This is a genomic window from Lactobacillus delbrueckii subsp. bulgaricus, assembly GCF_046938665.1.
Lineage (GTDB): Bacteria > Bacillota > Bacilli > Lactobacillales > Lactobacillaceae > Lactobacillus > Lactobacillus delbrueckii_C.
In genome coordinates this window covers 21,813-43,476 of record NZ_JBKZCD010000001.1, presented here as the reverse complement: position 1 = coordinate 43,476, position 21,664 = coordinate 21,813, and the positions used below count along the sequence as shown (strand labels likewise).

The 21,664-nt window shown below is 52.4% G+C and carries 20 protein-coding genes; 16 read left to right on the top strand and 4 right to left on the bottom strand.

Features of this window, described 5'->3' with window-relative positions; translation table 11 throughout:
• Positions 1 to 9 precede the first annotated feature (9 nt).
• From ACLUXO_RS00190 to ACLUXO_RS00175, 4 genes are all read left to right on the top strand, one after another.
• Positions 10 to 669 (top strand): histidine phosphatase family protein, encoded by a 660-nt coding sequence (locus ACLUXO_RS00190; protein ID WP_412135845.1) that lies wholly within the window; start codon positions 10 to 12, stop codon positions 667 to 669.
• Positions 669 to 1,322 (top strand): tetratricopeptide repeat protein, encoded by a 654-nt coding sequence (locus ACLUXO_RS00185; protein ID WP_412135844.1) that lies wholly within the window; start codon positions 669 to 671, stop codon positions 1,320 to 1,322. The genes ACLUXO_RS00190 and ACLUXO_RS00185 overlap by 1 nt, the downstream gene beginning before the upstream one ends.
• Positions 1,323 to 1,335: 13 nt before the next feature.
• Positions 1,336 to 3,726: an SF1B family DNA helicase RecD2 gene (gene recD2 / locus ACLUXO_RS00180; RefSeq protein ID WP_412135843.1), complete on the top strand. Its 2,391-nt coding sequence runs from the start codon at positions 1,336 to 1,338 to the stop codon at positions 3,724 to 3,726.
• A 168-nt stretch (positions 3,727 to 3,894) separates the two neighbouring features.
• Positions 3,895 to 5,244: an FAD-dependent oxidoreductase gene (locus tag ACLUXO_RS00175; RefSeq protein ID WP_412135842.1), complete on the top strand. Its 1,350-nt coding sequence runs from the start codon at positions 3,895 to 3,897 to the stop codon at positions 5,242 to 5,244.
• A gap of 40 nt (positions 5,245 to 5,284) precedes the next feature.
• On the opposite strand, the gene rnjA is transcribed toward ACLUXO_RS00175, so the two are convergent.
• The 3 genes from rnjA to def all read right to left on the bottom strand — a co-directional run bounded on the left by rnjA (position 5,285) and on the right by def (position 7,920).
• Positions 5,285 to 6,964 carry a ribonuclease J1 gene (rnjA, locus tag ACLUXO_RS00170; protein WP_412135841.1) on the bottom strand — a complete coding sequence of 560 codons (1,680 nt, stop codon included), beginning with the start codon at positions 6,962 to 6,964 and terminating at the stop codon, positions 5,285 to 5,287.
• The gene (locus tag ACLUXO_RS00165) at positions 6,954 to 7,187 is read right to left on the bottom strand and encodes a DNA-dependent RNA polymerase subunit epsilon (RefSeq protein ID WP_270448174.1); all 234 of its coding nucleotides are present in this window, start codon (positions 7,185 to 7,187) and stop codon (positions 6,954 to 6,956) included. Before ACLUXO_RS00165 ends, rnjA begins: the two co-directional genes overlap by 11 nt.
• A 178-nt stretch (positions 7,188 to 7,365) precedes the next feature.
• Entirely contained in the window at positions 7,366 to 7,920 is a 555-nt protein-coding gene (def, locus tag ACLUXO_RS00160) for a peptide deformylase (protein ID WP_296228223.1), read from the bottom strand.
• 219 nt (positions 7,921 to 8,139) lie between these two features.
• Between def and typA the strand changes: the two genes are divergently transcribed.
• From typA to holA, 9 genes are all read left to right on the top strand, one after another.
• Complete coding sequence (gene typA, locus ACLUXO_RS00155; protein ID WP_270448173.1) at positions 8,140 to 10,011, top strand: translational GTPase TypA; 1,872 nt, start codon at positions 8,140 to 8,142, stop codon at positions 10,009 to 10,011.
• Positions 10,012 to 10,109: 98 nt separating this feature from the next.
• The gene (locus ACLUXO_RS00150; protein WP_412135840.1) at positions 10,110 to 11,312 is read left to right on the top strand and encodes an FtsW/RodA/SpoVE family cell cycle protein; all 1,203 of its coding nucleotides are present in this window, start codon (positions 10,110 to 10,112) and stop codon (positions 11,310 to 11,312) included.
• Positions 11,302 to 11,643 carry a YlbG family protein gene (locus ACLUXO_RS00145; RefSeq protein WP_002879092.1) on the top strand — a complete coding sequence of 114 codons (342 nt, stop codon included), beginning with the start codon at positions 11,302 to 11,304 and terminating at the stop codon, positions 11,641 to 11,643. The genes ACLUXO_RS00150 and ACLUXO_RS00145 overlap by 11 nt, the downstream gene beginning before the upstream one ends.
• On the top strand, positions 11,640 to 12,191 hold the full coding sequence (rsmD, locus tag ACLUXO_RS00140) for a 16S rRNA (guanine(966)-N(2))-methyltransferase RsmD (protein WP_412135839.1): 552 nt from the start codon (positions 11,640 to 11,642) through the stop codon (positions 12,189 to 12,191). Before ACLUXO_RS00145 ends, rsmD begins: the two co-directional genes overlap by 4 nt.
• Complete coding sequence (gene coaD, locus ACLUXO_RS00135; protein ID WP_412135838.1) at positions 12,192 to 12,686, top strand: pantetheine-phosphate adenylyltransferase; 495 nt, start codon at positions 12,192 to 12,194, stop codon at positions 12,684 to 12,686.
• A complete protein-coding gene (locus ACLUXO_RS00130; RefSeq protein ID WP_412135837.1) occupies positions 12,676 to 13,716 on the top strand; it encodes a SepM family pheromone-processing serine protease in 1,041 nt (346 codons plus the stop codon). The genes coaD and ACLUXO_RS00130 overlap by 11 nt, the downstream gene beginning before the upstream one ends.
• 139 nt (positions 13,717 to 13,855) lie before the next feature.
• Positions 13,856 to 14,605 carry a helix-hairpin-helix domain-containing protein gene (locus ACLUXO_RS00125; RefSeq protein ID WP_412135836.1) on the top strand — a complete coding sequence of 250 codons (750 nt, stop codon included), beginning with the start codon at positions 13,856 to 13,858 and terminating at the stop codon, positions 14,603 to 14,605.
• Positions 14,574 to 16,817 (top strand): DNA internalization-related competence protein ComEC/Rec2, encoded by a 2,244-nt coding sequence (locus ACLUXO_RS00120; RefSeq protein WP_412136028.1) that lies wholly within the window; start codon positions 14,574 to 14,576, stop codon positions 16,815 to 16,817. Before ACLUXO_RS00125 ends, ACLUXO_RS00120 begins: the two co-directional genes overlap by 32 nt.
• Positions 16,818 to 16,847: 30 nt before the next feature.
• The gene (gene holA / locus ACLUXO_RS00115; RefSeq protein ID WP_412135835.1) at positions 16,848 to 17,837 is read left to right on the top strand and encodes a DNA polymerase III subunit delta; all 990 of its coding nucleotides are present in this window, start codon (positions 16,848 to 16,850) and stop codon (positions 17,835 to 17,837) included.
• A 69-nt stretch (positions 17,838 to 17,906) separates the two neighbouring features.
• On the opposite strand, the gene rpsT is transcribed toward holA, so the two are convergent.
• Positions 17,907 to 18,158, bottom strand: a complete 252-nt coding sequence (rpsT, locus tag ACLUXO_RS00110) for a 30S ribosomal protein S20 (protein ID WP_270448164.1) — start codon at positions 18,156 to 18,158, stop codon at positions 17,907 to 17,909.
• 203 nt (positions 18,159 to 18,361) lie between these two features.
• Between rpsT and rpsO the strand changes: the two genes are divergently transcribed.
• From rpsO to ACLUXO_RS00095, 3 genes are all read left to right on the top strand, one after another.
• Positions 18,362 to 18,631, top strand: a complete 270-nt coding sequence (gene rpsO / locus ACLUXO_RS00105; protein ID WP_002879084.1) for a 30S ribosomal protein S15 — start codon at positions 18,362 to 18,364, stop codon at positions 18,629 to 18,631.
• 218 nt (positions 18,632 to 18,849) lie between these two features.
• Complete coding sequence (locus tag ACLUXO_RS00100; RefSeq protein ID WP_412135834.1) at positions 18,850 to 20,718, top strand: ribonuclease J; 1,869 nt, start codon at positions 18,850 to 18,852, stop codon at positions 20,716 to 20,718.
• A complete protein-coding gene (locus ACLUXO_RS00095; RefSeq protein WP_412135833.1) occupies positions 20,705 to 21,538 on the top strand; it encodes a tetratricopeptide repeat protein in 834 nt (277 codons plus the stop codon). The genes ACLUXO_RS00100 and ACLUXO_RS00095 overlap by 14 nt, the downstream gene beginning before the upstream one ends.
• Positions 21,539 to 21,664: the final 126 nt, after the last annotated feature.

The window sequence follows — 21,664 nt, the reverse complement described above, 5'->3', positions numbered from 1 at the left end:
ATAAAAATCATGGAAATATATTTTGTAAGACATGGCAAGACTCAGTGGAACCTGGAGCAGCGTTTCCAGGGCGGGCAGGGTGATTCAAAATTATTGCCGGAAAGTTTGGCCGACATTGAGAAGCTAGGACGTTATTTACAAGGGGAGCATTTTAAGGCGGTTTACGCCAGCCCCCTGGACCGGGCGAGAATGACGGCCCAAGGGCTGATTGACGCGGCTGGGATCCGCCTGCCCTTGCACATCGATGAACGCTTGCGGGAAATGAACCTGGGCAAGCTGGAAGGAATGAAGTACGCTGAGGCCGAAAAGCTCTATCCCCAGGAAATCGACAATTTTTGGCACCACCCGGACAAATACGACAATACTGTTGTAGAGGGGGAAAGCTATGAGCATGCCATGGCCAGGGGGCTGGATTTCGGCCAGGAAATGGCCAAAAAATACCCCAAAGACAGCGACAAGGTCCTGGTGGTCAGCCACGGAGCAGTTCTGTCAGCCATCATGGGGGCGCTTTTAGGCTATGACCTGGCCAATCTCAGACAAAACGGGGTTATCTACAATACCAGCGTTTCAGTCTTGGCCAGCCAGGAAAAGGGCCCTGCCTTCAAGCTGGTCAAGTGGTCAGACGTTACTCCTTTAGAGCATAAGATGTCAGAAACGGATGGTTTGTAATGGATCAGAAGATCAATCAGCTTTATGAAGAAGGAAAAGTCGACCAGGCAATTCATGCCTTGATTGAAAAAATCGATCATCATCCCCGGGAAACTGCCAATTACCTGCAGCTGGCCACCTACCTCCTGGACCAGGGCAGCGCTGAGCAAGCCAGGGAGCTCTTGACCAAGGCCCGGGGGATCGCGGAAGATCCCCAGGCCTTGACCTATGACCTGGCGGTTTGTGACTACGCCCTGGGCGACTTTGACCAGGCCCTGGCCCGCTTGGCCCAGATTCCGGATGATGACCTGACCATGTACCAAAAGGCCCTGGTCTACCTCAAGCTGGGCCAGAGCCAGAAGGCCCTGGCTTATGCCCTGTCGATCAAAGAAAGTGACGACCGGGTAAAAGAGCTCATCGGGGACATCTGGCTGGCTTTAGGAGAGCTGGAAGCAGCCCGGGCCAGCTACCTGGAAATTGCTGAAGGGCAGAGAAGCAGCAAGCTGAACTTTTTGCTGGGCCTCACTTATTTCAGCCAGGACCGGGAGCAGGCGGAAGAATTTTTGGCCAAGTCCAAAAAGCAGGATCCCAAATATTACCAAAAAGCCAAAGACCAGTATGAGTCCCTGCTGAAGCTGCTGAGCCAGGGAAAGGCAGGGGCTGGGAAAGAATAATAAGGAGCAGGAAATGACCGAGTTTAGCGGTGAAGTAAAGAGCGTTATTTATGAAAACGCGCAAAACATGTACAAGATCTTGCTGGTCGCCGTAAGTCAGCCTCTGGCCGGCTATGACGATGATGAAATCAAGGTGACGGGGACCTTCGGGGACCTGGAGCTTGGCCAGGAATACAACTTTACCGGTGACTTGGTCACCCACCCCAAGTACGGCTTGCAGTTTCAAGCGACTGGCTGCCAGCCGGCCCTACCGAAAGAGACTGGCGGGGTGGTCAAGTACTTGTCTTCTGACAAGTTCCCTGGCATCGGGCCCAAGACGGCGGAAAAAATTGTTGACCAGCTGGGCAGCGGGGGCTTAAAGAGCCTGCAGGCTGATCCAGCCTTGATCGCCAAGCTGGATCTTTCCCAAAAGCAAAAAGACAGCCTCTTGTCCGGCCTGGCCCAGATGGATTCCTTTGACGACCTGGCTATGACTTTGGCCAGTTACGGGATTCCCCGCAAGGTGGCCGGCCGCCTCTATCAGAAGTACCATGACCAGACCTTGAAAAAGCTGCAGGCCGATCCCTACCTGCCTTTAGGCGAGGTAACCGGCTATTCCTTCAAGCAGGCCGACCACCTGGGAATTGGCTTTGGAATTGCCCTTGACAGTCTGGAGCGGGCTGATGGCAGTATCCTGGCGGTTTTGCTCCAGGCCTTGACCATGGAGGGGGAAACCTACCTGGAACTGGAAGAACTTTTGCCAGCCGCCAAGGAACTGACAAATATAAATTTTGACCGCCTGGCAGAAGCAGTTAACGACCTGCAGGACAAGAAAAAGGTCGTCGTGGAAGAAGGCCGGGCCAGCCTGCTGGCCCCATTTCAAGTGGAAAGCGAGATCGTGACCGACCTGGAAGATCTTTTAGCCAAGGGCAAGGAAACGGACTACCGGGAAAAGGACTTGGACCAGGCTATCAAGCGGGCCGAAAAGAAGCTGGGGATCAGCTATGACCCTGAGCAAAAGCAGGCCATCAAAAACGCGGTAACCAGTCCGGTCTCCATCTTGACTGGGGGACCCGGGAGCGGGAAGACGACCATCATTGACGGGATCCTGCTGGTCTTAAAGGACCTGGCCGACATGGACGAAGAAGAAGCTGAAGAAGCGATTCTCCTGGCCGCGCCAACCGGCCGGGCAGCCAAGCGGATGGGAGAAGTCACCGGCTATCCGGCCAAGACTATCCACCGCCTCTTGGGCCTGGGGATCGATAACAGCGAGGAAATGGAGCTGAATGAATTGGAAGGGGAGATCCTGATCGTCGACGAAATGTCCATGGTCGACATCTACCTCTTTGAAAAGCTGCTCAGCGCCATCAGCAATGTTCACCACCTGGTCTTTGTCGGTGACAAGGACCAATTGCCATCCGTTGGGGCAGGGAAGGTTTTCGCTGACTTGATCGAGGCGGACTTTATACCGACCTGCCAGTTGCAGGTGGTCCACCGGCAAAAGGACGATTCAACAATCATTCCCCTGGCCCATGCGGTCAACGAAGGAGCCAACCCGGCTGTTCTCTTGCAAAAGACGGCCAGCTACTCCTTTATTCCTTGCCGGCCCCATGCCGTGCCTAGCGCCGTCGAGCAGATCACCCAGGCAGCCTTAAAGAGCGGCTTTGCGGCTGACGACATCCAGGTTCTGGGGGCCATGTACCGGGGCGACGGGGGGATCAACAGTCTGAATGACACCCTCCAGCGGGTGATCAACCCGGAAAAGGGCAATGATAAAGCCGTTGAGGCCCATGGTGAGAACTTCCGCCTGCATGACCGGGTCCTGCAGCTGCAAAATGACCCGGAGCGGGGGATCTACAACGGCGAGATTGGCAAGGTCGTGGCCGTTGACCCGGAAATGCTGGAAGACGAGGATGACGAAGTCAAGCTTTTGGTCAATTTTGACGGCAAGGAAGTGGCTTACACGCAGGCGGACTTGAATAACCTGACCCGGGCCTATGCCATCACCATCCACAAGTCCCAGGGGTCAGAATTTCCTTTGGTCATTCTCTGCTTAACTATGCAGAACTATATCATGCTCAAGCGCAATCTTTTGTATACGGCCATCACCCGGGCTTCCCAGAAGCTGGTCATGGTCGGAGAAGAGCAGGCTTTTGCCCAGGCCATGCGGGTCAAGGGCAATGAGCGGCGGACTAACCTGGTCTGGCTCTTGAAGGACCGCTTTAAGCCAGAAGAACAAAGTAAGCAAGAGAGTAGTGACTCTACAGAGAATACTCTGGATAAAGGAGAAAAAGCCGAAGACTACATCTTGACCGGGGCCCGGATCAGCCGGGCGGAGATTTCCCCCATGGTTGGCATGGAGGACCTGGTTCAGGGATGCAGGAATCTGGCGGAAATCGTCCGGACCAAGGGGCCAGGAGCCTAACTTAATAAAGTTTTTGCCAGAAAGACCACTTAGCTTGGTCTTTCTTTTTTGCCCAAAAATTAAGAAAGTTACTTTTTGTAAGTAAATTGCTGACAAGAGGAAGGCGATGGGGTATACTAAAAGCAACTTACAAAAAGTTAGTTAATTTTTGAGGAAGTTGGGTAAAAAATGACAGAAAAAGCAACAAAGAAGACAGTCAAAAATATTATCATCGGTTTTGGCAAGGGGGGCAAGACCCTGGCCAAGTTCCTGGGTCAGCAGCGCGAAGAAGTCCTCCTGGTGGAAAAGTCAGCCAAGATGTACGGGGGCACCTGCATCAACATCGCCTGCCTGCCGTCCAAGCGCCTGATTTTGGAAGGGGCAGCCGGTAGCGATTTTTCGGAAGCAGTCGCTGGCAAAAATGAGATGACGGCCCAGTTGCGGGAGAAAAACTACCAGATGCTGGCGCAAGAAGAGACGGTGACCGTCCTTGACGGCCAGGCCCGCTTTATTGGCGAAAAAGAAATCGAAGTCACGGGGCTGTCTGGCAAGCAGATTTTTAAGGGCGACCGGATCTTCATCAACACCGGGGCCAGCCCGGTCTTGCCGCCAGTTCCTGGTTTAAAAGAGAGCAAGAAGCGGCTGGATTCCACCCAGGCCATGGACTTGACCAGCCTGCCAAAAGAGCTCTTGATCCTAGGGGCTGGTTACATCGGCCTGGAATTCGCGGCCATGTTTGCCAATTATGGCAGCCAGGTGACTGTTTTGGACCACAGCCCGGAATTTTTGCCAAGAGAAGATGACGATATTAAAGCCGCCGTCAAGGCTGACCTGGAAAGAGCCGGGGTTAAATTCATCTTAGGCGCAGATGTCGAAAAAGTCAGCGACGAAGCTGACCAGGTCGTAATTGACTACCAATTAGGCGAAGAAAAACTGACGGCTGCTGCTAACAAAGTCTTGGTCGCTGCCGGCCGGCGGGCCAACACGGCTGATCTTAATTTGCCAGCAGCCGGGATTGAAACTGACGACCGGGGCAATATCAAGGTTGATGACCGCTTAAGAACAAGTGCTGACCAGGTCTGGGCCCTGGGCGATGTCAAGGGCGGACCGCAATTTACCTATGTCTCCCTAGATGACTTCAGAATTGTCAAGGACCAGCTTTTTGGCGCAGGCAAGCGGAGAGTCAGTGACCGGCAAATCCTGCCGACCAGCGTTTTCATCACCCCGCCTCTGTCAGCTGTTGGCCTTAATGAAAAAGCCGCCCAAAAGGCCGGGCTTGACTACCAGCTCTTCAAGCTGCCAGTTGCCGCCATTCCCAAGGCCAAAGTCGCCAAGGACAGCCGGGGCTTGTTCAAGGCCCTGGTTGACCCGGCAAGCGGGCAGATCCTGGGGGCCAGCCTGTACGGCCTGGAATCCCATGAACTGATCAACCAGATCGCTCTGGCCATGAAGGCCAAGCTGCCTTACAGCTTCCTGCGTGACCAGATCTACACCCACCCGACCATGAGCGAGGCCTTTAATGACCTCTTCAAGCAATAAAAAAAGAACTCCGGAAGGAGTTCTTTTTTGCTATCAAGCTTTATTTCTTTTCAACCAGCATTGGCAGAATCATTGGCCGTCTTTCAGTCCGGGAGTAGAGGAAGTCCTGCAGGTTCTCGATGATCGCCTTGCGGATTTCGCTGTCCTTAGGCTTGTCGCTCTTGGCCATTTCCGTCTTCAAGACATGGTAGACATGCTTCTGGGCCGCGTTGATCAAGTCCTGGGACTCACGCATGTAGACAAAGCCCCGGCTGAGGATGTCAGGGCCTGCCAAAACCCGCTTGTGCTTGTAGTCAACCGTGGCTACGGCTACTACCAGCCCTTCTTCAGACAGGATCTGCCGGTCACGGACCACGATGTTGCCGACGTCAGCAGCACCGGAAGTGTCGACGAAGACGTCCTTGACGTGGATGTCACCGGCGATTCTGGCCCCTTCAGGGCTGAAGCAGACCACTTCACCGTTCTTCAAGACGAAGGTGTTCTCTGCCGGCACGCCTGCTTGCTGGGCCAGGTGGGCGTGGACAACCTGCATCCGGTATTCACCGTGCACCGGGATCATGTACTTCGGCTTGGCCAGTTCGACCATCAGCTTCAGTTCTTCCTGGCCGCCGTGGCCGGAAGTGTGGACATTGTTGACCCGGCCGTGGACCACATTGGCCCCGCCTTCCATCAGCTTGTTGATCAGCTGGTTAACGCTCAAGGTGTTGCCTGGAATCGGGTTGGAAGAGAAGATCACAGTGTCATGCGGCTTCAACTTGATCTGCCGGTGGGTGCCGTTGGCAATCCGGGAGAGGGCGGCCAGGGGTTCACCCTGGGAACCGGTACAGAGGATCATTACCTTTTCCGGCGGCAGGGAGTTGATTGTTTCAGCATCGACAATCAGGCCTTCCGGCACGTCCAGGTAGCCCAGGTCGATCCCGTTTTGGATCCCGTTCTCCATGCTCCGGCCAAAAATCGCCACCTTGCGGCCGGTGTCGATCGCGGCTTGAATGGCGGTTGACACCCGGTAAAGGTTGGAAGCGAAAGTGGCAAAGATGATCCGGCCTTCGATGCCGGTGATAATGTTGTGCAAAGAGCCGGCAACGAAGCGTTCAGACTTGGTAAACTGCGGCACTTCCGCGTTGGTTGAGTCACTCAAGAGGGCCAAAACGCCTTCTTCGCCCAGCTGGGCCATTCTCTGGAAGTTAGGAGCCGGCTGGTTCATGACCGGGGTCAAGTCGAACTTGAAGTCGCCAGTAAAGACAACCGCGCCCAGCGGAGTGTGGACGGCAATCCCCAAAGTGTCGGGGATTGAGTGGGTGGTTCTGAAGAAGGTTACCTTCAGCTTGTCAAAAGTCAAAACCGTGTCTTCGTGCTCTTCATGCAGCTCGGTCCGGTCCAGGATCCCGTGTTCTTCACACTTGCTCTTGATCAGGGCCAGGGCAAAAGGCGTGGCATAGACTGGAATTTCCGGAATCTTTTCCAGCAGGAAGGGAATCCCGCCGATGTGGTCTTCATGGCCGTGGCTGACAACCAGGGCCTTGATCTTCTCCCGGTTCTTGACCAGGTAGGAGTAGTCGGAGATGACATAGTTGATCCCCAGCAGCTCATCTTCCGGGAACTTGATGCCGCAGTCCATGATGACGATTTCGTCTTGGTACTGGACGCAGTACATGTTACGGCCGATTTCGTGTAATCCCCCGATCGCGAAAACGGCTACTTCGTTTTGTTTAATCTTCACTGTCAGTTTGGCCGAAGGCAGTCAGCTTGAAGTCAGCGTGTTCTTGTTCGTACTTCAAGGAGTTGCCGGTTAATTCTTGGATGAGCTCGATGTTGTAGGGGGTGTTTTGTTCAACGAGGGCTCTGGCTTGGACAACGTTGTCGGCTTCCATGTAGAGAGTCTGGGTTGTTTCTCTGCGTGGGTTAACGATCTTGTCCTTTTGATATAAAACTTTGTAGATCATAAAAAATCTCCTTATTGTTTAATTGTAATTTGATCTCTGTTTGAGAAATTTTGCCAAAAATACTCAATAGCTAATTAAAGTTTAGCATAATTAGAAAAGCAAGTATAGAAACATACTTGATCAAAGGAGGCAAAAAAGCCCAAGCCAGGACGAAGCGGGCTGGCTTGGACTCTTGAGCCTAGTAGATGACGATAGTGTCTTCATCCAGGGCAAATGGGTTTTCCTTGTTGATCCGGTCGTAGAAGAGGTGGCCGTTCAAGTGGTCGATTTCGTGGCCGGAGACGATGGCTGGGTAGCCCTTGAGGCGGATGGTCTTTTCCTCGCCGTCAACGGTCCAGTAGTGAATCGTAACCTTGTTTGGCCGCGGAACATAGCCGTCGATGACCTTGTCAACGCTCAGGCAGCCTTCGCCTTCGCCCAGGCAGGTCTTGCGGACGGATTCAGAGATGATTTCCGGGTTAACGTAAACTTCCTTAAAGATGATTTCACCCTTGTCGTCTGGCACGAGCAGGGCAGCCATAGACACGCCTTCACCAACCTGCGGGGCAGCCAGACCGACCCCGGCCCGGAGCTGGTGCTTGGCGGCAATCTTTGGATCTTGTGAGTTTACCAGGTATTCCATCATGTCATCGGCCAGCTTGCGGTAGTGGTCTGACAAGGGAAAAGTCAATTTTTGCGCAACTTGCCGCAAAACGGGATCTCCGTCGCGGACAATATCTTTCATTAAGATCAATTTGGGTTCTCCTTTTAAAATAATCGCTAATATATTTTTACCACAAAAAGGCCTGCTATGGTTAAACATTCTCTGAAAAGCCTATGTAAACTAAAGGAAATTTGTTGACCAGGCCCAAGAGTGGTTGTACAATAGATGATTGTAAAAAATATAAACATTACTTCGGCCAGCCTGCTATCTAAGGCTAAAGGGAACTGTGCTTTTGTCACAGTTCTTTTTATGAGGAACGGGGAGGAAACATTTTTGGCAGATCAAAAGAGAAGAGAAAACATTAGAAACATCGCGATCATCGCGCACGTCGACCACGGTAAGACTACCCTGGTTAACCAGCTGCTTAAGCAGTCAGACACTTTACCAGAACACATGAACCTGGAAGACCGGGCAATGGACTCCAACGCCATTGAACGTGAACGTGGGATCACGATTCTGTCAAAGAACACCGCGGTCAGCTACAAGGGCACGACCATCAACATCCTGGACACCCCAGGCCACGCCGACTTTGGTGGGGAAGTTGAACGGATCATGCACATGGTTGACGGTGCCCTGCTTCTGGTCGACGCTTACGAAGGCCCAATGCCGCAGACCCGCTTTGTTTTGCAAAAGGCCCTGGAAGCCGGCGTTAAGCCAGTTGTTGTCGTGAACAAGATCGACCGTCCAGGTGCCCGTCCAGCTGAAGTTCTGGATGAAGTTCTGGAACTCTTCATCGAACTTGGCGCCAACGACGAACAACTTGAATTCCCAGTTGTTTACGCTTCTGCCTTGAACGGTACTTCCAGCTACTCAGACGACCCGGCTGACCAGGAAGAAACCATGGACCCGGTCTTCGACACGATCATCAAGGCCATTCCAGCTCCGCTTGACAACGAAGACGAACCTTTGCAGTTCCAAATCACCATGCTTGACTGGGACGACTACGTTGGCCGGATCGGTGTCGGCCGCGTTTACCGGGGCAAGATCAAGGTCGGCGACGAAGTTACTGTCATGAAGCTTGACGGCTCCAAGCAAAACTTCCGCGTGACCAAGCTCTTTGGTTACTTCGGTTTGAAGAGAAACGAAATCAAGGAAGCCAAGGCTGGTGACATCATCGCCATCAGCGGGATCAACGACATCTTCGTCGGTGAAACCATTGCTTCCAAGGAAAACCCAGAAGCCTTGCCAATTCTGCGGATTGACCCGCCGACTCTGCAAATGGACTTCGTGGCCAACGACTCACCATTTGCCGGCCGGGAAGGCAGCCAGGTTACCCCAGCCAAGCTGGAAGAACGGCTTTTGCGGCAAACCCGGACTGACGTTTCCCTGAAGGTTGAACCAACTGACCAATTGAACGCCTGGACTGTTTCAGGCCGTGGGGAACTGCACTTGTCCATCCTGGTTGAAGAAATGCGCCGGGAAGGCTTCGAACTGCAACTGTCCCGGCCAAAGGTTATCTACCGGGAAGTTGACGGGCAAATGTGCGAACCATACGAAGCTGTTCAAGTTGACGTACCGGACGAATACGTCGGCTCAGTTATCGACGGCTTGTCCCAACGCAAGGGTGAAATGCAGAACATGGTTTCCAAGGGCAACGGCCAGACCCGGTTGGAATTCTCAGTTCCTTCCCGTGGCTTGATCGGCTACAACAACGAATTCATGTCCGCAACTGGTGGTTACGGGATCATGAACCACACCTTCAGCGAATACAAGCCAGTCGTTAAGAACTGGAACCCAGGCCGGCGCAACGGTGCTTTGGTTTCCATCAACCAAGGTCAGTCAACTACTTACTCCCTGCAGTCAGTTGAACAACGCGGCCAGCTCTTCATCGGTGCCGGCGTGCAAGTTTACGAAGGGATGATCGTTGGTGTATCTTCCCGTGACCGTGACATCGCTGTTAACGTAACCAAGGGCAAGAACCTGACCAACACCCGTGCTTCCGGTAAGGACCACGCTGCGGCCATCAGAACGCCAAAGACTTTGACTTTGGAAGAATCAATCGAATTCTTGAACGATGACGAATACTGTGAAGTAACTCCAGAAAGCCTGCGCCTGCGGAAGAAGATCTTGAACACTTCAGAACGGCAAAAATTTGACAAGAAGAAGGCCAAGACCAACTAATTGTTAGTTTTTTGGTAAGTCTCCCCCCCTATTTATAGGAGGAGGGGCTTTTTTGTTTTATAATGAAAAGCGACGATTATTTTTAGAAGGGGAAAAACGTGAAGAAAAATAAAGTTGCTGCCACGGCCGCCAAAATAAAAGAGACATTCAAATATTTCGACTACCGGATCTTCATCGTCTACTTGCTTTTGATGACAATCGGGGTGATCGCGGTCTATTCGGCCAGTTCAGAAATCTTGCTGATCAATGGCTTCAAGGCTACGGTTTACGGGCAAAAGCAGCTCATCTACGCCTTTTTCGGGGTATTGATCTGCCTGGCCTGCTATAGCATCAACCTGGACTACTTAAGGCGGGGCAAGCTGCTCTTATGGCTACTGGCAATTGTGATTGGACTTTTAATCTATGTCCGCCTTTTTGGCCAGGCGGTCAACGGGGCCAAGGGCTGGATCAATCTGGGCCCGATCAACATCCAGCCCTTGGAATTAGCCAAGCTGGTCCTGCTCTTGTATCTGGCCCGGATGCTGGCTAAGGCCGACGGGCGGTTAGTGCGCGGGCATATTATTTCCCAGCTTTTGCCGACAGCTTTGGTGGCAGGATTTTTAATGGTCCTGGTTTTGATTGAGCCCGACTTCGGGGGGACGGCCATCCTTTTTTGCCTGGTTCTGATCATGTATTCAGTTTCCGGGATCCCGACCGGCTACGCCCTCTTGAGTATCATCGGCATCACCATTCTGGTGGTCGGGGGCTTCAGCTTGATCGTGGCCTGGAATCCGAGCTTCTTGCAGGATGTTTACGTCTACAAGCGTTTTATTGCCTTCCTAAACCCATTTAAGACGGCTGCCAATGAAGGGGCCCAGCTGGTCAATTCATATTACGCTATCCATAACGGGGGCCTTTTTGGCTTAGGCCTGGGCAACAGTATCCAGAAGCGGGGCTATCTGCCGGAACCTTATACCGACTTTATTTTGTCGATCATTGCCGAAGAAGTTGGCTCTCTTGGCGCATTAATAGTCTTGGGCCTGCTTTTCTACCTGATGATTTTGATCATGGAGCGGGGGGTCAAGGCCCAGTCTCAGTACTCCACCTTGATCTGCTTCGGGGTGACCGCGATTATCTTTTTCCAGACTTTATTTAATGTTGGCGCGGTCTTAGGCCTGATGCCGATCACCGGGGTGACCCTGCCCTTTATCTCTTACGGCGGGTCCTCACTTTGGGTCTTGTCGGCAGCGATCGGCCTGGTTTTAAATGTTACCGCGGAAGAAAAAATCAGACAGGAGGTGCAAGCAGAGGATGAGTATTAACCAAGAATTAGCTGACCAAGAGATTGCCAGCCGGACCAGCTTGATCGTTTACTTGCGTAATGTCAACAATGATCAGTTCAAGCTGCGCCGGTTCGGGGACATCGTTTATTTTTCCAAAAAGCTGCACTATTTGATTCTCTACGTTAACCAGGCAGAGGCGGAAGAAACGGCAAGCAAGCTGCGGACCTTCAGCTTTGTCAAGAAGGTTGAATTTTCCCAAAATGATGCCCTGGACCTGGACAATCAGAAGATTGAGCAGCAGATCAGTGACATGGCCAAGGAGGCCGAAGAGAAGTTAAATCAGACAGATAAAGAGGACTGGATTAAGTGAGAATTATTTCTGGAAAATACGCCAAACGGAACTTATTTACCCTCAAGAGCCAGAAGACCCGGCCGACCAGCGACAAGGTCAAGGAATCCTTGTTCAACTCCCTGGGCCAGTTTTTTGCTGGAGGAGAGGTCCTGGACCTGTACGCGGGCAGCGGGGCTTTGGGGATTGAGGCAGTTTCTAGAGGCTGCGAGCATGCGGTGCTGAACGACGTCAGCCGGCCGGCCTGCCAGATCATCAGGAAAAACGTGGACTTGACCAAGGAGCCAGACCGCTTTGAGGTCTTCACCATGCCGGCGAAAGTGGCCTTGAAGGTCTTCGCTGACCAGGAAAGGAAGTTTGACCTGGTCTTTTTGGACCCGCCATATGCCAAGCAGCAGATGGTCAAGGACATGACGGCTCTGGCTTCCCTGGACCTGCTTAAGCCGGGGGCAAAAATTGTCGTGGAAACTGATGAGCAGACAGACTTGCCGCCGGTTGATGGCTTTGACCTATTGAAAGACCACCATATGGGCAAGACGATCGTAAGAATTTACCAGAGGGCAGAATAGATGACGACAGCGCTGTTTCCGGGGAGTTTTGACCCCATTACCAACGGGCATATGGATACAATTGAGCAGGCGGCGAAGGTCTTTGACCGCCTCTTGGTCGTAGTGATGACCAACAGCTCAAAAAAGGCGCTTTTTACGCCGGATGAGCGGGTGGACTTGATCCAGGACGCGGTAAAAGACCAAGGCCTGGCCAATGTTGAGGTCCTGGCCCGGCCTGGCCAGCTGACGGTGGACCTGGCTAAAGAGCTGGGGGCCGGGGTCTTAGTCCGCGGGGTCCGCAACAGCAGCGATTTTCTCTATGAGCAGCAGATCGCCCAGCTGAACCGGGACCTGGCCCCGGACCTGCCGACTGTTTTGTTTATGGCTGAGGCGGCCAACAGTGCTTTGGCATCGAGCATGCTGAAGGAAATCGCCATGTTTGGCGGCGAGCTGGACCGCTTTTTGCCCAAAAAGGCTGCCCGAGCCTTGAAGGAGAAGCTGCAAAGTGAAAGTTAAGAAAGACGGACAAAGCAAGAAGTGGCGCCGGGCCCTGGTCGGCTTGTTTGCGGTTATCCTGCTGGCCCTGGTCCTGCTTTTGCCAACCAAATACGTGATTGAGGCGCCCGGGGATGCCCTGCCGGTCGGCAATTATTTAAAGACGACCGGGGTCAAGGCTAAAAACAACCTCTACTTCGTGACCGTAAGCGAGCGGCGGGCGGTTTTGGGCGACTATTTATGGTCCTTTACCCAGCCTTATGAAGACCGCCTGACCATGGATGAAGTGACCGGGGGATCAAGCACGGAGCAATATGAGCAGCTGCAGGAATGGTACATGCAGACCAGCCAGCAGACGGCCATCTATTACGCGGCCAAGAAGGCCGGGCTTAAACCCAAGCTGAAATACCAGGGCGTATATGTGATGGACCTGCAGTCCACTTCGAGCTTTAAAAAGAAGCTCTTGATCGGGGACACGATCGTAGCGGCTAATGGGCACAAGTTCAAGTCTGTCCAGGGCTTTATGAGCTACCTGCAGAAGCAGAAGATCGGGCAGAAGGTGGCGATTACGGTTTTGCGGTCCGGGAAGAAGCAGACTTTTACTGGGAAAATCGTCAAGGTAAAAGGCACTGGCAAGCCGGGGATCGGGATCAGCATGGTGGAAAGGGTCAAGGTGGAAGTCAGCCCGAAGACGACGATTAGCACGGGCGACATTGGCGGTCCGTCAGCTGGTCTGATGTTCTCCCTGGCCTGCTACCAAAACTATACTGGCAAGGACCTTACCAAGGGCCACAAGGTAGCCGGGACGGGGACGATCGACGCAAACGGCAAGGTCGGCATTATCGGCGGTGTGGACAAGAAGGTCGTGGCCGCGGATAAAGAAGGGGCAGAAGTATTTTTCGCCCCAACTGATCAGACTGGGGTCAAGAAGTCCCAGACCAACTACGCGGTGGCCAAAAGAACTGCCAAGAAGCTGGGCACGAAGATGAAGATCGTGCCGGTAGCAACTTTTGACGACGCCTTGAAATACCTAGAAAAGCATTACAAGTAGGAAATTGAATAGTTAAGAAGAGAACCGAAGGCAGCCTTCGGTTCTCTTTTTGCCTCAGTAATTTTTGTCTTTTTCTTTTTTCTTTTATTTATTGGGAAAAAAGACTATTTTTGGCGTACTAGTTATTGAGGTGATAAAAATGAATCAGTCAAATGAAAAAACGGCAGGCAAGCAAAAGCTGCAGGACCTGCTTGCCTGGCTTATGGATAAGAAAATGTATATCGTAATCGTCTTGCTGGCGGTCGGGGGCTTTTACTATGCCAACCGGCAGCCGGCTGCTGACAATTCTGCTCTTTTGTCCAGCAGCCAGAGCATGAGTGAAAACAGCGGGCAAAGCTCCAGTGTCAGTTCAGTGGCGGCCAGCGCCAGCTCGGCGGCTTCTGCGGCAAATACTGAAGTAGTCTGCGACATTTCAGGAGCGGTCAAGCACCAGGGGGTCTACCGGCTGAAAAACGGTGCCCGGCTGGAAGACTTGATTGAAAAGGCCGGGGGCTTGACCAAGGATGCCCAATTGAAAGCCATCAACCGCAGCCAGCTTTTAAAAGACCAAGACAAGATCTACATCCCCGGCAAGGGGGACAAGGCGGAAGCGGCCCAGACCGCTAACTCTGCTGCAGCATCTGCTCCAGCTTCTTCTCCTTCTGCATCAGCCTCATCCTCATCAGTTTCTTCTTCAACTTCCGGGGCAGCTTCTGGTGACTTGATCAACTTGAACACGGCTACAGCCAGCGATCTGCAGAAGCTGAACGGGATCGGGGAGAAGAAAGCCGAGCAGATCATTGCCTACCGGCAGGAAAAAGGATCTTTTAAGAGCATTGACGAGTTGAAAGAGGTGTCGGGAATTGGCGACAAGACCTTTGCGGCAATTAAGGACCAGCTTACAATCTAGCCTAGAAGCCGGCTTTTACTTTCTTTTGGCCTTGGCCAGCGTCAGCTTGTGCGGGATCTTCCAGTTGCAAAAATGGGGGAAGCTTTTTGCCCTGGCCGCCTTGCTCTACCTGCTCTTTTTGCTCAAGGATAAATATGGCGGTTTGTTTAAACTCGCCCTGGCCTTCTTGCTCTTATTGACTTTGGTCCTGGCTAAGGACCAGGTTAAGCCGGGTGAGCCGGCAGGCGACATCCGCCTGTACCCCGACCAGGTGAAAATTACCGACGGCTGGCTGAGCGGACGGGGGCAGACGGCCACGCAGAAAGTGCAAGTTTACGGGCCGGCAAGCCGGGAGGCCCTGGCCTTGCTGGAAAACGGGCAAAGCATCGACTTAACTGAAGTTAGCGGCGCGGTCAGTGAAATAGAGCCGGCGACCAATCCTGGCCAGTTCGACTACCGCCGCTATTTGGCCAGCCAGCATGTCTACCGGCAGGTCAAGCTGGCTCATTATCAGGTCAAGCTGGCGCCGGCTAGTCTTCTTACCCGCCTGCATGGCCTCCGCTGGAAAATTCAAGCTTATCTGAAGCGCCTGCCCCGCCTATTGGCCTTTTTTGCCAGTGAACTGCTGCTAGCGGAAAATCCGGCTAGGGACAACCAAGCCAACTTGAATACCTACCGGGACCTGGGGGTTATTCATATCTTGAGCATTTCGGGGATGCATGTGGGCATCTACGTCTTTGCTCTGGCGGTTTTCGGCAGCTGCCTGCACATGACCAAGGAGGAAGTTTTTGCCGCTTCCTGCGCTCTATTGGCCTTTGAGGTCTTCCTAAGCGCGGGCCAGCCAGGTTTTATCCGGGCGACTCTCAGCTATGTTTTTTCAGCTGGATTAGCCTTTAAGGGCCGGCGGATCGGCCGAGCTGACCTGCTGGGCTTGACTTATTGCTGTCAGCAGCTTTTTACTCCCCGCCTTTTGCTGGAAACCGGCGGGATCTTGACTTATGTATTAGCCCTGGGCCTGGTCTTGACGGCGAAATTGCCGAACTTTAAGCAGGCCTTTTGGCTGAACGGCCTGCTGACGCCTTTTTTGCTCTACTTTTTCTACCAGGTCAATGTCTGCACGATTTTTTACAATATTTTAGTCGTGCCCTATTTCAACTATATCGTCATGCCCTTGACCGGCCTAGCCTTGCTGGCTCCGCCAGGTTTGACGGCTTTTTTTGAAAAAATCCTGGAGGCGGCGGAAGGGATGCTGGCTAATGTGGCGAAAACCGGCTTTGGCCAGCTGATTTATGGCCAGGTCAAGGCCTGGCAGCTGGCCCTGCTTTTTGCCTTAACCTTCCTGTATCTCATCACGCGGAAAAAGAAATACCGCCATATTCTGGCGGCGGTCTATCTCTTAATTTTTGTCAGCATCCACTTTCCCTTGGAAGGGCAGGTCTCTTTTATCGATGTGGGTCAGGGTGACAGCATCCTTTTAACGACGCCCATCCGCCGCCGGGTCTACTTGATCGATACCGGGGGCAAGCTGACTTTTGGCAAAAAGAAACAGAGCCAGCCCCAGATCGACCGGATTACCATTCCTTTGCTTAAAGCCCAGGGAATCAACCAGATCGACGGGGTCTTCGTCAGCCACCAGGACGCTGACCATGTTGGTGACCTGGGCCCCCTGCTCGCGGAAATGCCGGTTAAGCGCCTCTATATGGGAGCAGGTCTTATTCAAAATCCGAGTTTTAGGGCCAGGATAGCCGGCCGGGTAGAGAAGACCAAGCTGGTTGAGCTGAAGGCCGGGATGGAGGTGAAAGAAGCGATCAACTTCCAGGTTCTGCACCCGGAAGTAGCGGGAAAAGGGGAAAACAAGGACTCCTTGTCGCTTACCTGCCGCCTGGCTGGGAAAAGCTGGGCTTTTACGGGGGACCTGGACCAGGCAGGCGAGGAGGCAATCATTAAGAAGTTTCCCGATTTAAAAATTGACTACTTCAAACTTGGCCACCACGGCAGCGATACTTCCTCTTCAACTGTCTTTTTGCAGGCAATCCAGCCAAAATTAGTCTTTATCTCCGCTGGTCGGAACAACCGCTACCACCACCCCAAGCCGGAAACCTTAACCAAATTGCACCAGCTGGGGATTCCCTATCTCAATACCCAAACGGAAGGGATGATCAGCTGGCATTACGGCATCAGGGAATACTTCAGCAGTTTTCTGGAAGGGCGGCGGGTGTGTTATCATTATTAAAGAGTTTACTTTTAGAGGGAGGAAAGCGGCTTGCCAAATTTGATATCCCTGTTTCCTAACAGCCAGGCGGGAAACCCGAATGTCCTGCTGCAGGGACCGGACGCTTTTTTAAATGACTATCTGGCCCATAACTATGTCCAGCAGGCAGCCTTTCAAGGCCTGGAGAAGGTGACGGTTGACTGTGAGAGCGACCCGCTGGACGACTTGATCGCGGCCTTGGCGGAAGCCAGCCTCTTCAGCCAGCAAAAATTAGTCTTAGTCAAGAACCCCATCTTTTTGACGGGAAAGTTCCCGGCCAAGTACAAGCAGCAAGGTGACCGGCTGCTGGAAATCTTCAGTCACCTGGACCAGATCGATGACGTGATCGTTTTAGTCGCCAGCTATGAGAAGCTGGACCGGCGCAAGAAACTGACCAAGCAGGTGGAAAAGAGCTTCAATACGGTCTCAACCGCGGTCAAAAGCTATGAAAGCGGCCGGGTCATGCAGGCCTTAGTCAAGGCTGAAGGCTACCGCTTTGGCAGGGGGGCTATGGACTTGCTCATGGAGAGAAGCGACCAGGTTTTGGACGCGGCCCTGGGCAATTACAACAAGCTGAAGGCAATTAGCGATGGCCAGGAAATCAGCCGGGACCTGGTGGACCGGAATATCGACCTTAGCTTAGACCAGAACGTTTTTGCTATTCTGGAGGCTGCCTTAAGAGGGGACTACCAGGAGGCAATCGACCGCCTGGACGGGCAGCTGCGGGAGGGGACTTACCCCTTGCAGCTGGTCGCGGTCTTTTTCAGCCAGGTTGAATTTTTGCTCTGCGTAAAGGTGATGGGGCAGAGAAGGCGGAGTGAAAGCGAGATTGCCAAGGAATTGTCCGCCCACCCCTACCGGGTCAAGACCGCCTTGAAGTCCAGGGCGAAGGTTGGCCAGCTGAAGAAAATGCTGGGCCAGCTGATCCAGCTGGACTACCGCTACAAGAGCGGGGTCTACCAGGGCAGCCGCTTTTTAAAGGCTTTTATCCTGACCTGCTAGGCAAAAAAGAGAAAAGAAAAAGAGCGGGAAACGGATTGTTTCTCGCTCTTTTGTTGATTGCTAGTTTAATTACTTAGCAAGCTTAGCCAAACGACTCTTGTCACGGTTAGCCTTGTTCTTGTGGATCAAGCCCTTTGAAGCAGCCTTGTCCAATTCACGGATAGCAGCAACGTGTAATTCGGAGGCGTTGTCCGCACCAGCAGCTTGAGCAGCCTTAAACTTCTTAACGGCAGTTCTCATAGTGCTGAGTTGAGCAGCATTGCGTTCGTTAGCAACAGCTTGAGTCTTAACACGCTTGATAGCAGATTTGATTTGTGGCATTAGGTTCACCTCCAATAACTGATTGAAATTCACTAAATTATTATACTGAAAGCCAGCGCCAGATGCAAGAAGAAATTTTACTTGCTTTTTCCAAAAAATCGGGTATGATTATATTTGTTATGTGAACCCCGGACGTTGTCTTTACGTTTCACCTAACGGCTGACGCTGTCCGGGGCAATTTTTTTAAAGAAAGGTGCAGAAACATGGCAGTTTCAAAAGAAAGAAAGAACGAAATCATCAAGGAATACGCAACCCACGAAGGCGACACTGGTTCCGTAGAAGTACAAGTTGCTGTTTTGACTGAAGACATCAACAACTTGACTCAACACATGCGTGAACACTCACACGACCACCACTCATACGTTGGTCTGTTGAAGAAGATCGGTCACCGTCGTAACTTGCTCCGCTACTTGCAAGAAAACGACTTGGAACGTTACCGTGCTTTGATCGCTCGTTTGGGTCTGCGTCGTTAATCAAAGACCTACCAAGAGGCTGGGATTTCCCGGCCTCTTTTCTTTTTTTGTTTTCAGCTTCATTTTTTCTTTCTTTTCCTTTGCGGGCTTAGTGACTATCATGCTCATGCCCTTTATGTTAAAATTAAAAAGATTATAAGCGTTTTGATCGACAGATCCATATAAAGCATCTATCAGACAAAGAATTAATTTAACATGATTACGAAAAGGAGAGCTTTATGTCAGACAAGTTAAAAATAATGGTTCTAAGCGGGGTCCGCGAGCAGGGCAAGGACATGTTTGCCGTTCAGGTAAACGATGAAATCTTTGTTTTGGACGCTGGCCTCAAGTACCCGGACAGTTCATTGTTCGGGATCGATGTGGTAATTCCGGACATGGAATTCTTCAAGCAATACGGCGACCAAGTGGCGGGGATCTTTTTGACTCACGGCCACGCTGACTCCATCGGGGCCTTGCCATACATTTTGCGAGACTGGGATATTCCGGTTTTTGGTTCAAAACTCACCATTGAACTGGCCAAGATCGACGTGCAAAGAGAAAACAAGCGGCGGAACAACCAGCTGTTCAACGTCATCGACGCCGATACGGAAATCGACTTTAAGAATGCCAGCGTGTCCTTCTTCCACACCACTCACTCAGTGCCCGACTCTTTGGGGATCGTCATCCATGCTCCCCAAGGGCAGATCGTCTACACCGGTGACTTTAAGTTTGACCCGTCAGCCCGGCCAGCTTACCGCACTGACATGACCCGGCTGGCTGAAATCGCGGAAAACGGCGTTCTGGCCCTTTTGCCGGACTCATCCAATGCTGAAGCTGTTTTACCGAATGCTGGCGAAAACGAAGTCGGCACTTACATCACCAATGTCTTCAGAAACGCCAAGGGCCGGATCATCGTGGCCGGCAAGGCATCCAACCTGAACCGGGTCCAGCAGGTCTTTAACGCCGCTGCTGCTACCGGCCGCCGGGTCCTTTTGACTGGCCGGGACGTGGCTAAGATTGTCCACACGGCCATGAAGCTGGGCTATCTGGAAGTGCCAGACGGGCTTTTGATGAAGGTCAAGGAACTCAAGGACGTGCCGGATGAAAAGACGGTCATCCTGGAAACCGGCCGGATGGGTGAACCGCTCCAGTCCCTGCAGAAGATGGCCAACAACCGCCACCGGATGATCACCATCCACGAAGGGGACCTGGTCTTTATTGCCACGACCCCGTCACATGCTGTTGAAACCACGGTAGCCATCACCAGTGACATGGTTTACCGGGCAGGCGGCACGGTTATCGAACTTGGCCGCAACATGCACACTTCCGGCCACGCGACTGGCCGGGACCTGCAGACCTTGATCGACCTCTTGAAGCCGCAGATTTTGGTACCGGTCATCGGGGACTACCGGCTTTTGGAAGCAGTCAAGGACTTAGCCGTTGAAACCGGGATGGACCCGGACGACGTCTACATTACCCAAAACGGGGACTGCCTGGAATACGACACTAAGCGCGGCCAGTTCTTCCGCGGGGATGCCGTGCCGGGTGAAGACACGATGATCGACGGCTCCGGGGTCGGCGACGTGGGCAACATTGTTTTGCGCGACCGGGAAGTTTTGTCAGATGACGGGATCTTCATCGCGGTAGTGACGATTGACCGCAAGAAGAAGAAGATCGTGTCTGAACCGCAAGTCACCAGCCGGGGCTTTGTCTACATCAAGGCCAACCACAAGCTGATGAATGACTCTATCCAGGTCATCAAGGATGCTATCCAGGCCAACTTTGAACACAAGAAGTTTGACTGGACTGAACTCAAGCAAGATATGCGCTCCAGCCTGGAGAAGTTCCTTTACAAGCAGACCAACCGCCGGCCGGTCGTTTTGCCAGTTGTCATGGAAGTCAACCAGAACCGGCACCGGGCAATGCAGAAGAAGGCTGAAGACGCGGCTGAAGGCTCTAAGGAAAAGCCGGTTAAGAAGAACAACCGCAAGAAGCAGACCCGGTCGGCAAACAAGTCCGCTAAGACTGGCAAGAAGCCAGCCGCTAAGGGCAAGAAGCCGGTAAACAAGAATAAGAAGAAGGACAGCAAGGCAGATGACAAGCGTTAGCCAAGAGAACCTGCGGAAATTGGCCATAGAGGCTGAAGCAGGAGGGGACTACCAGGCCGCCTGCGGGCACTTGGAGGAGGCCTTGAGGCTGGGCTTTGACGAGGACCTGGCCCTGGACTTGTCCTGTCTTTTGCGCTTAAACAAGGAAGAAGATCAGGCTTATGCCCTTATCAAGGCATTGCCTGATCTTTTTTCCCGGGATAAAGTGCTGGAGGAGTATGGACAAGTCCTGGCGGCCAATAATTTTTTGATCGAGGCTCTCCAGGTCAAGCATTTGACTGAGGGAGAGGTCGACTTCCCGGTTTTGCCAGCAGACAAAAAAGAACAAGAGAAAATCCTGCTTGCTTTTAGACAAAAGCAGGCAGTCAGCCAAAGCCAGTACGAGCAGCTCTTGAAGCTGGATTTGCCGACCTACCTGGCCTTTGCCAGAAGCCTTTTGCTGGATCCCCTGGCTAACTACGCCTTGCGCCTGGCGGTGTGCGAGGACCTGGTCAAGCTGGGGGTTAAAGAAGAGATGCAGGTTATGATCCTGGGGGACTTGAAGAGTTTTGTGCCCGCTGAAACGGATTTGCTCAAGCAGGATCCGGTTTACCGGGAATTTATCGCTTCTCTGGCCAGCCGCTACCAAAACCGCCCAAGCGAATTGCCTTTGATTCTGGCGGAAGGAAATTTCGCTTTTGGCCAGCTTTATCCCTGCCAGGGAGATTACGTGACTAATCCCGATGCTTTTGCCCGGGACTTGACCGGCTTTTTACGGCAAAAGCGGGGCGGGGACAGCCAGAAATTGCTGGAAAAAATCTATCAGAAAAATAGTGATTAATCTTTTTGCAAATCACTTTACTTTTTGCCGGCATTTAGTATAATCATTTTTGGATATTTTCAAGAAGTTGCGCTATTGCTACTAGCGTACTTCTTAGGAAAGTAGTACAATATTCAACAGAGAATC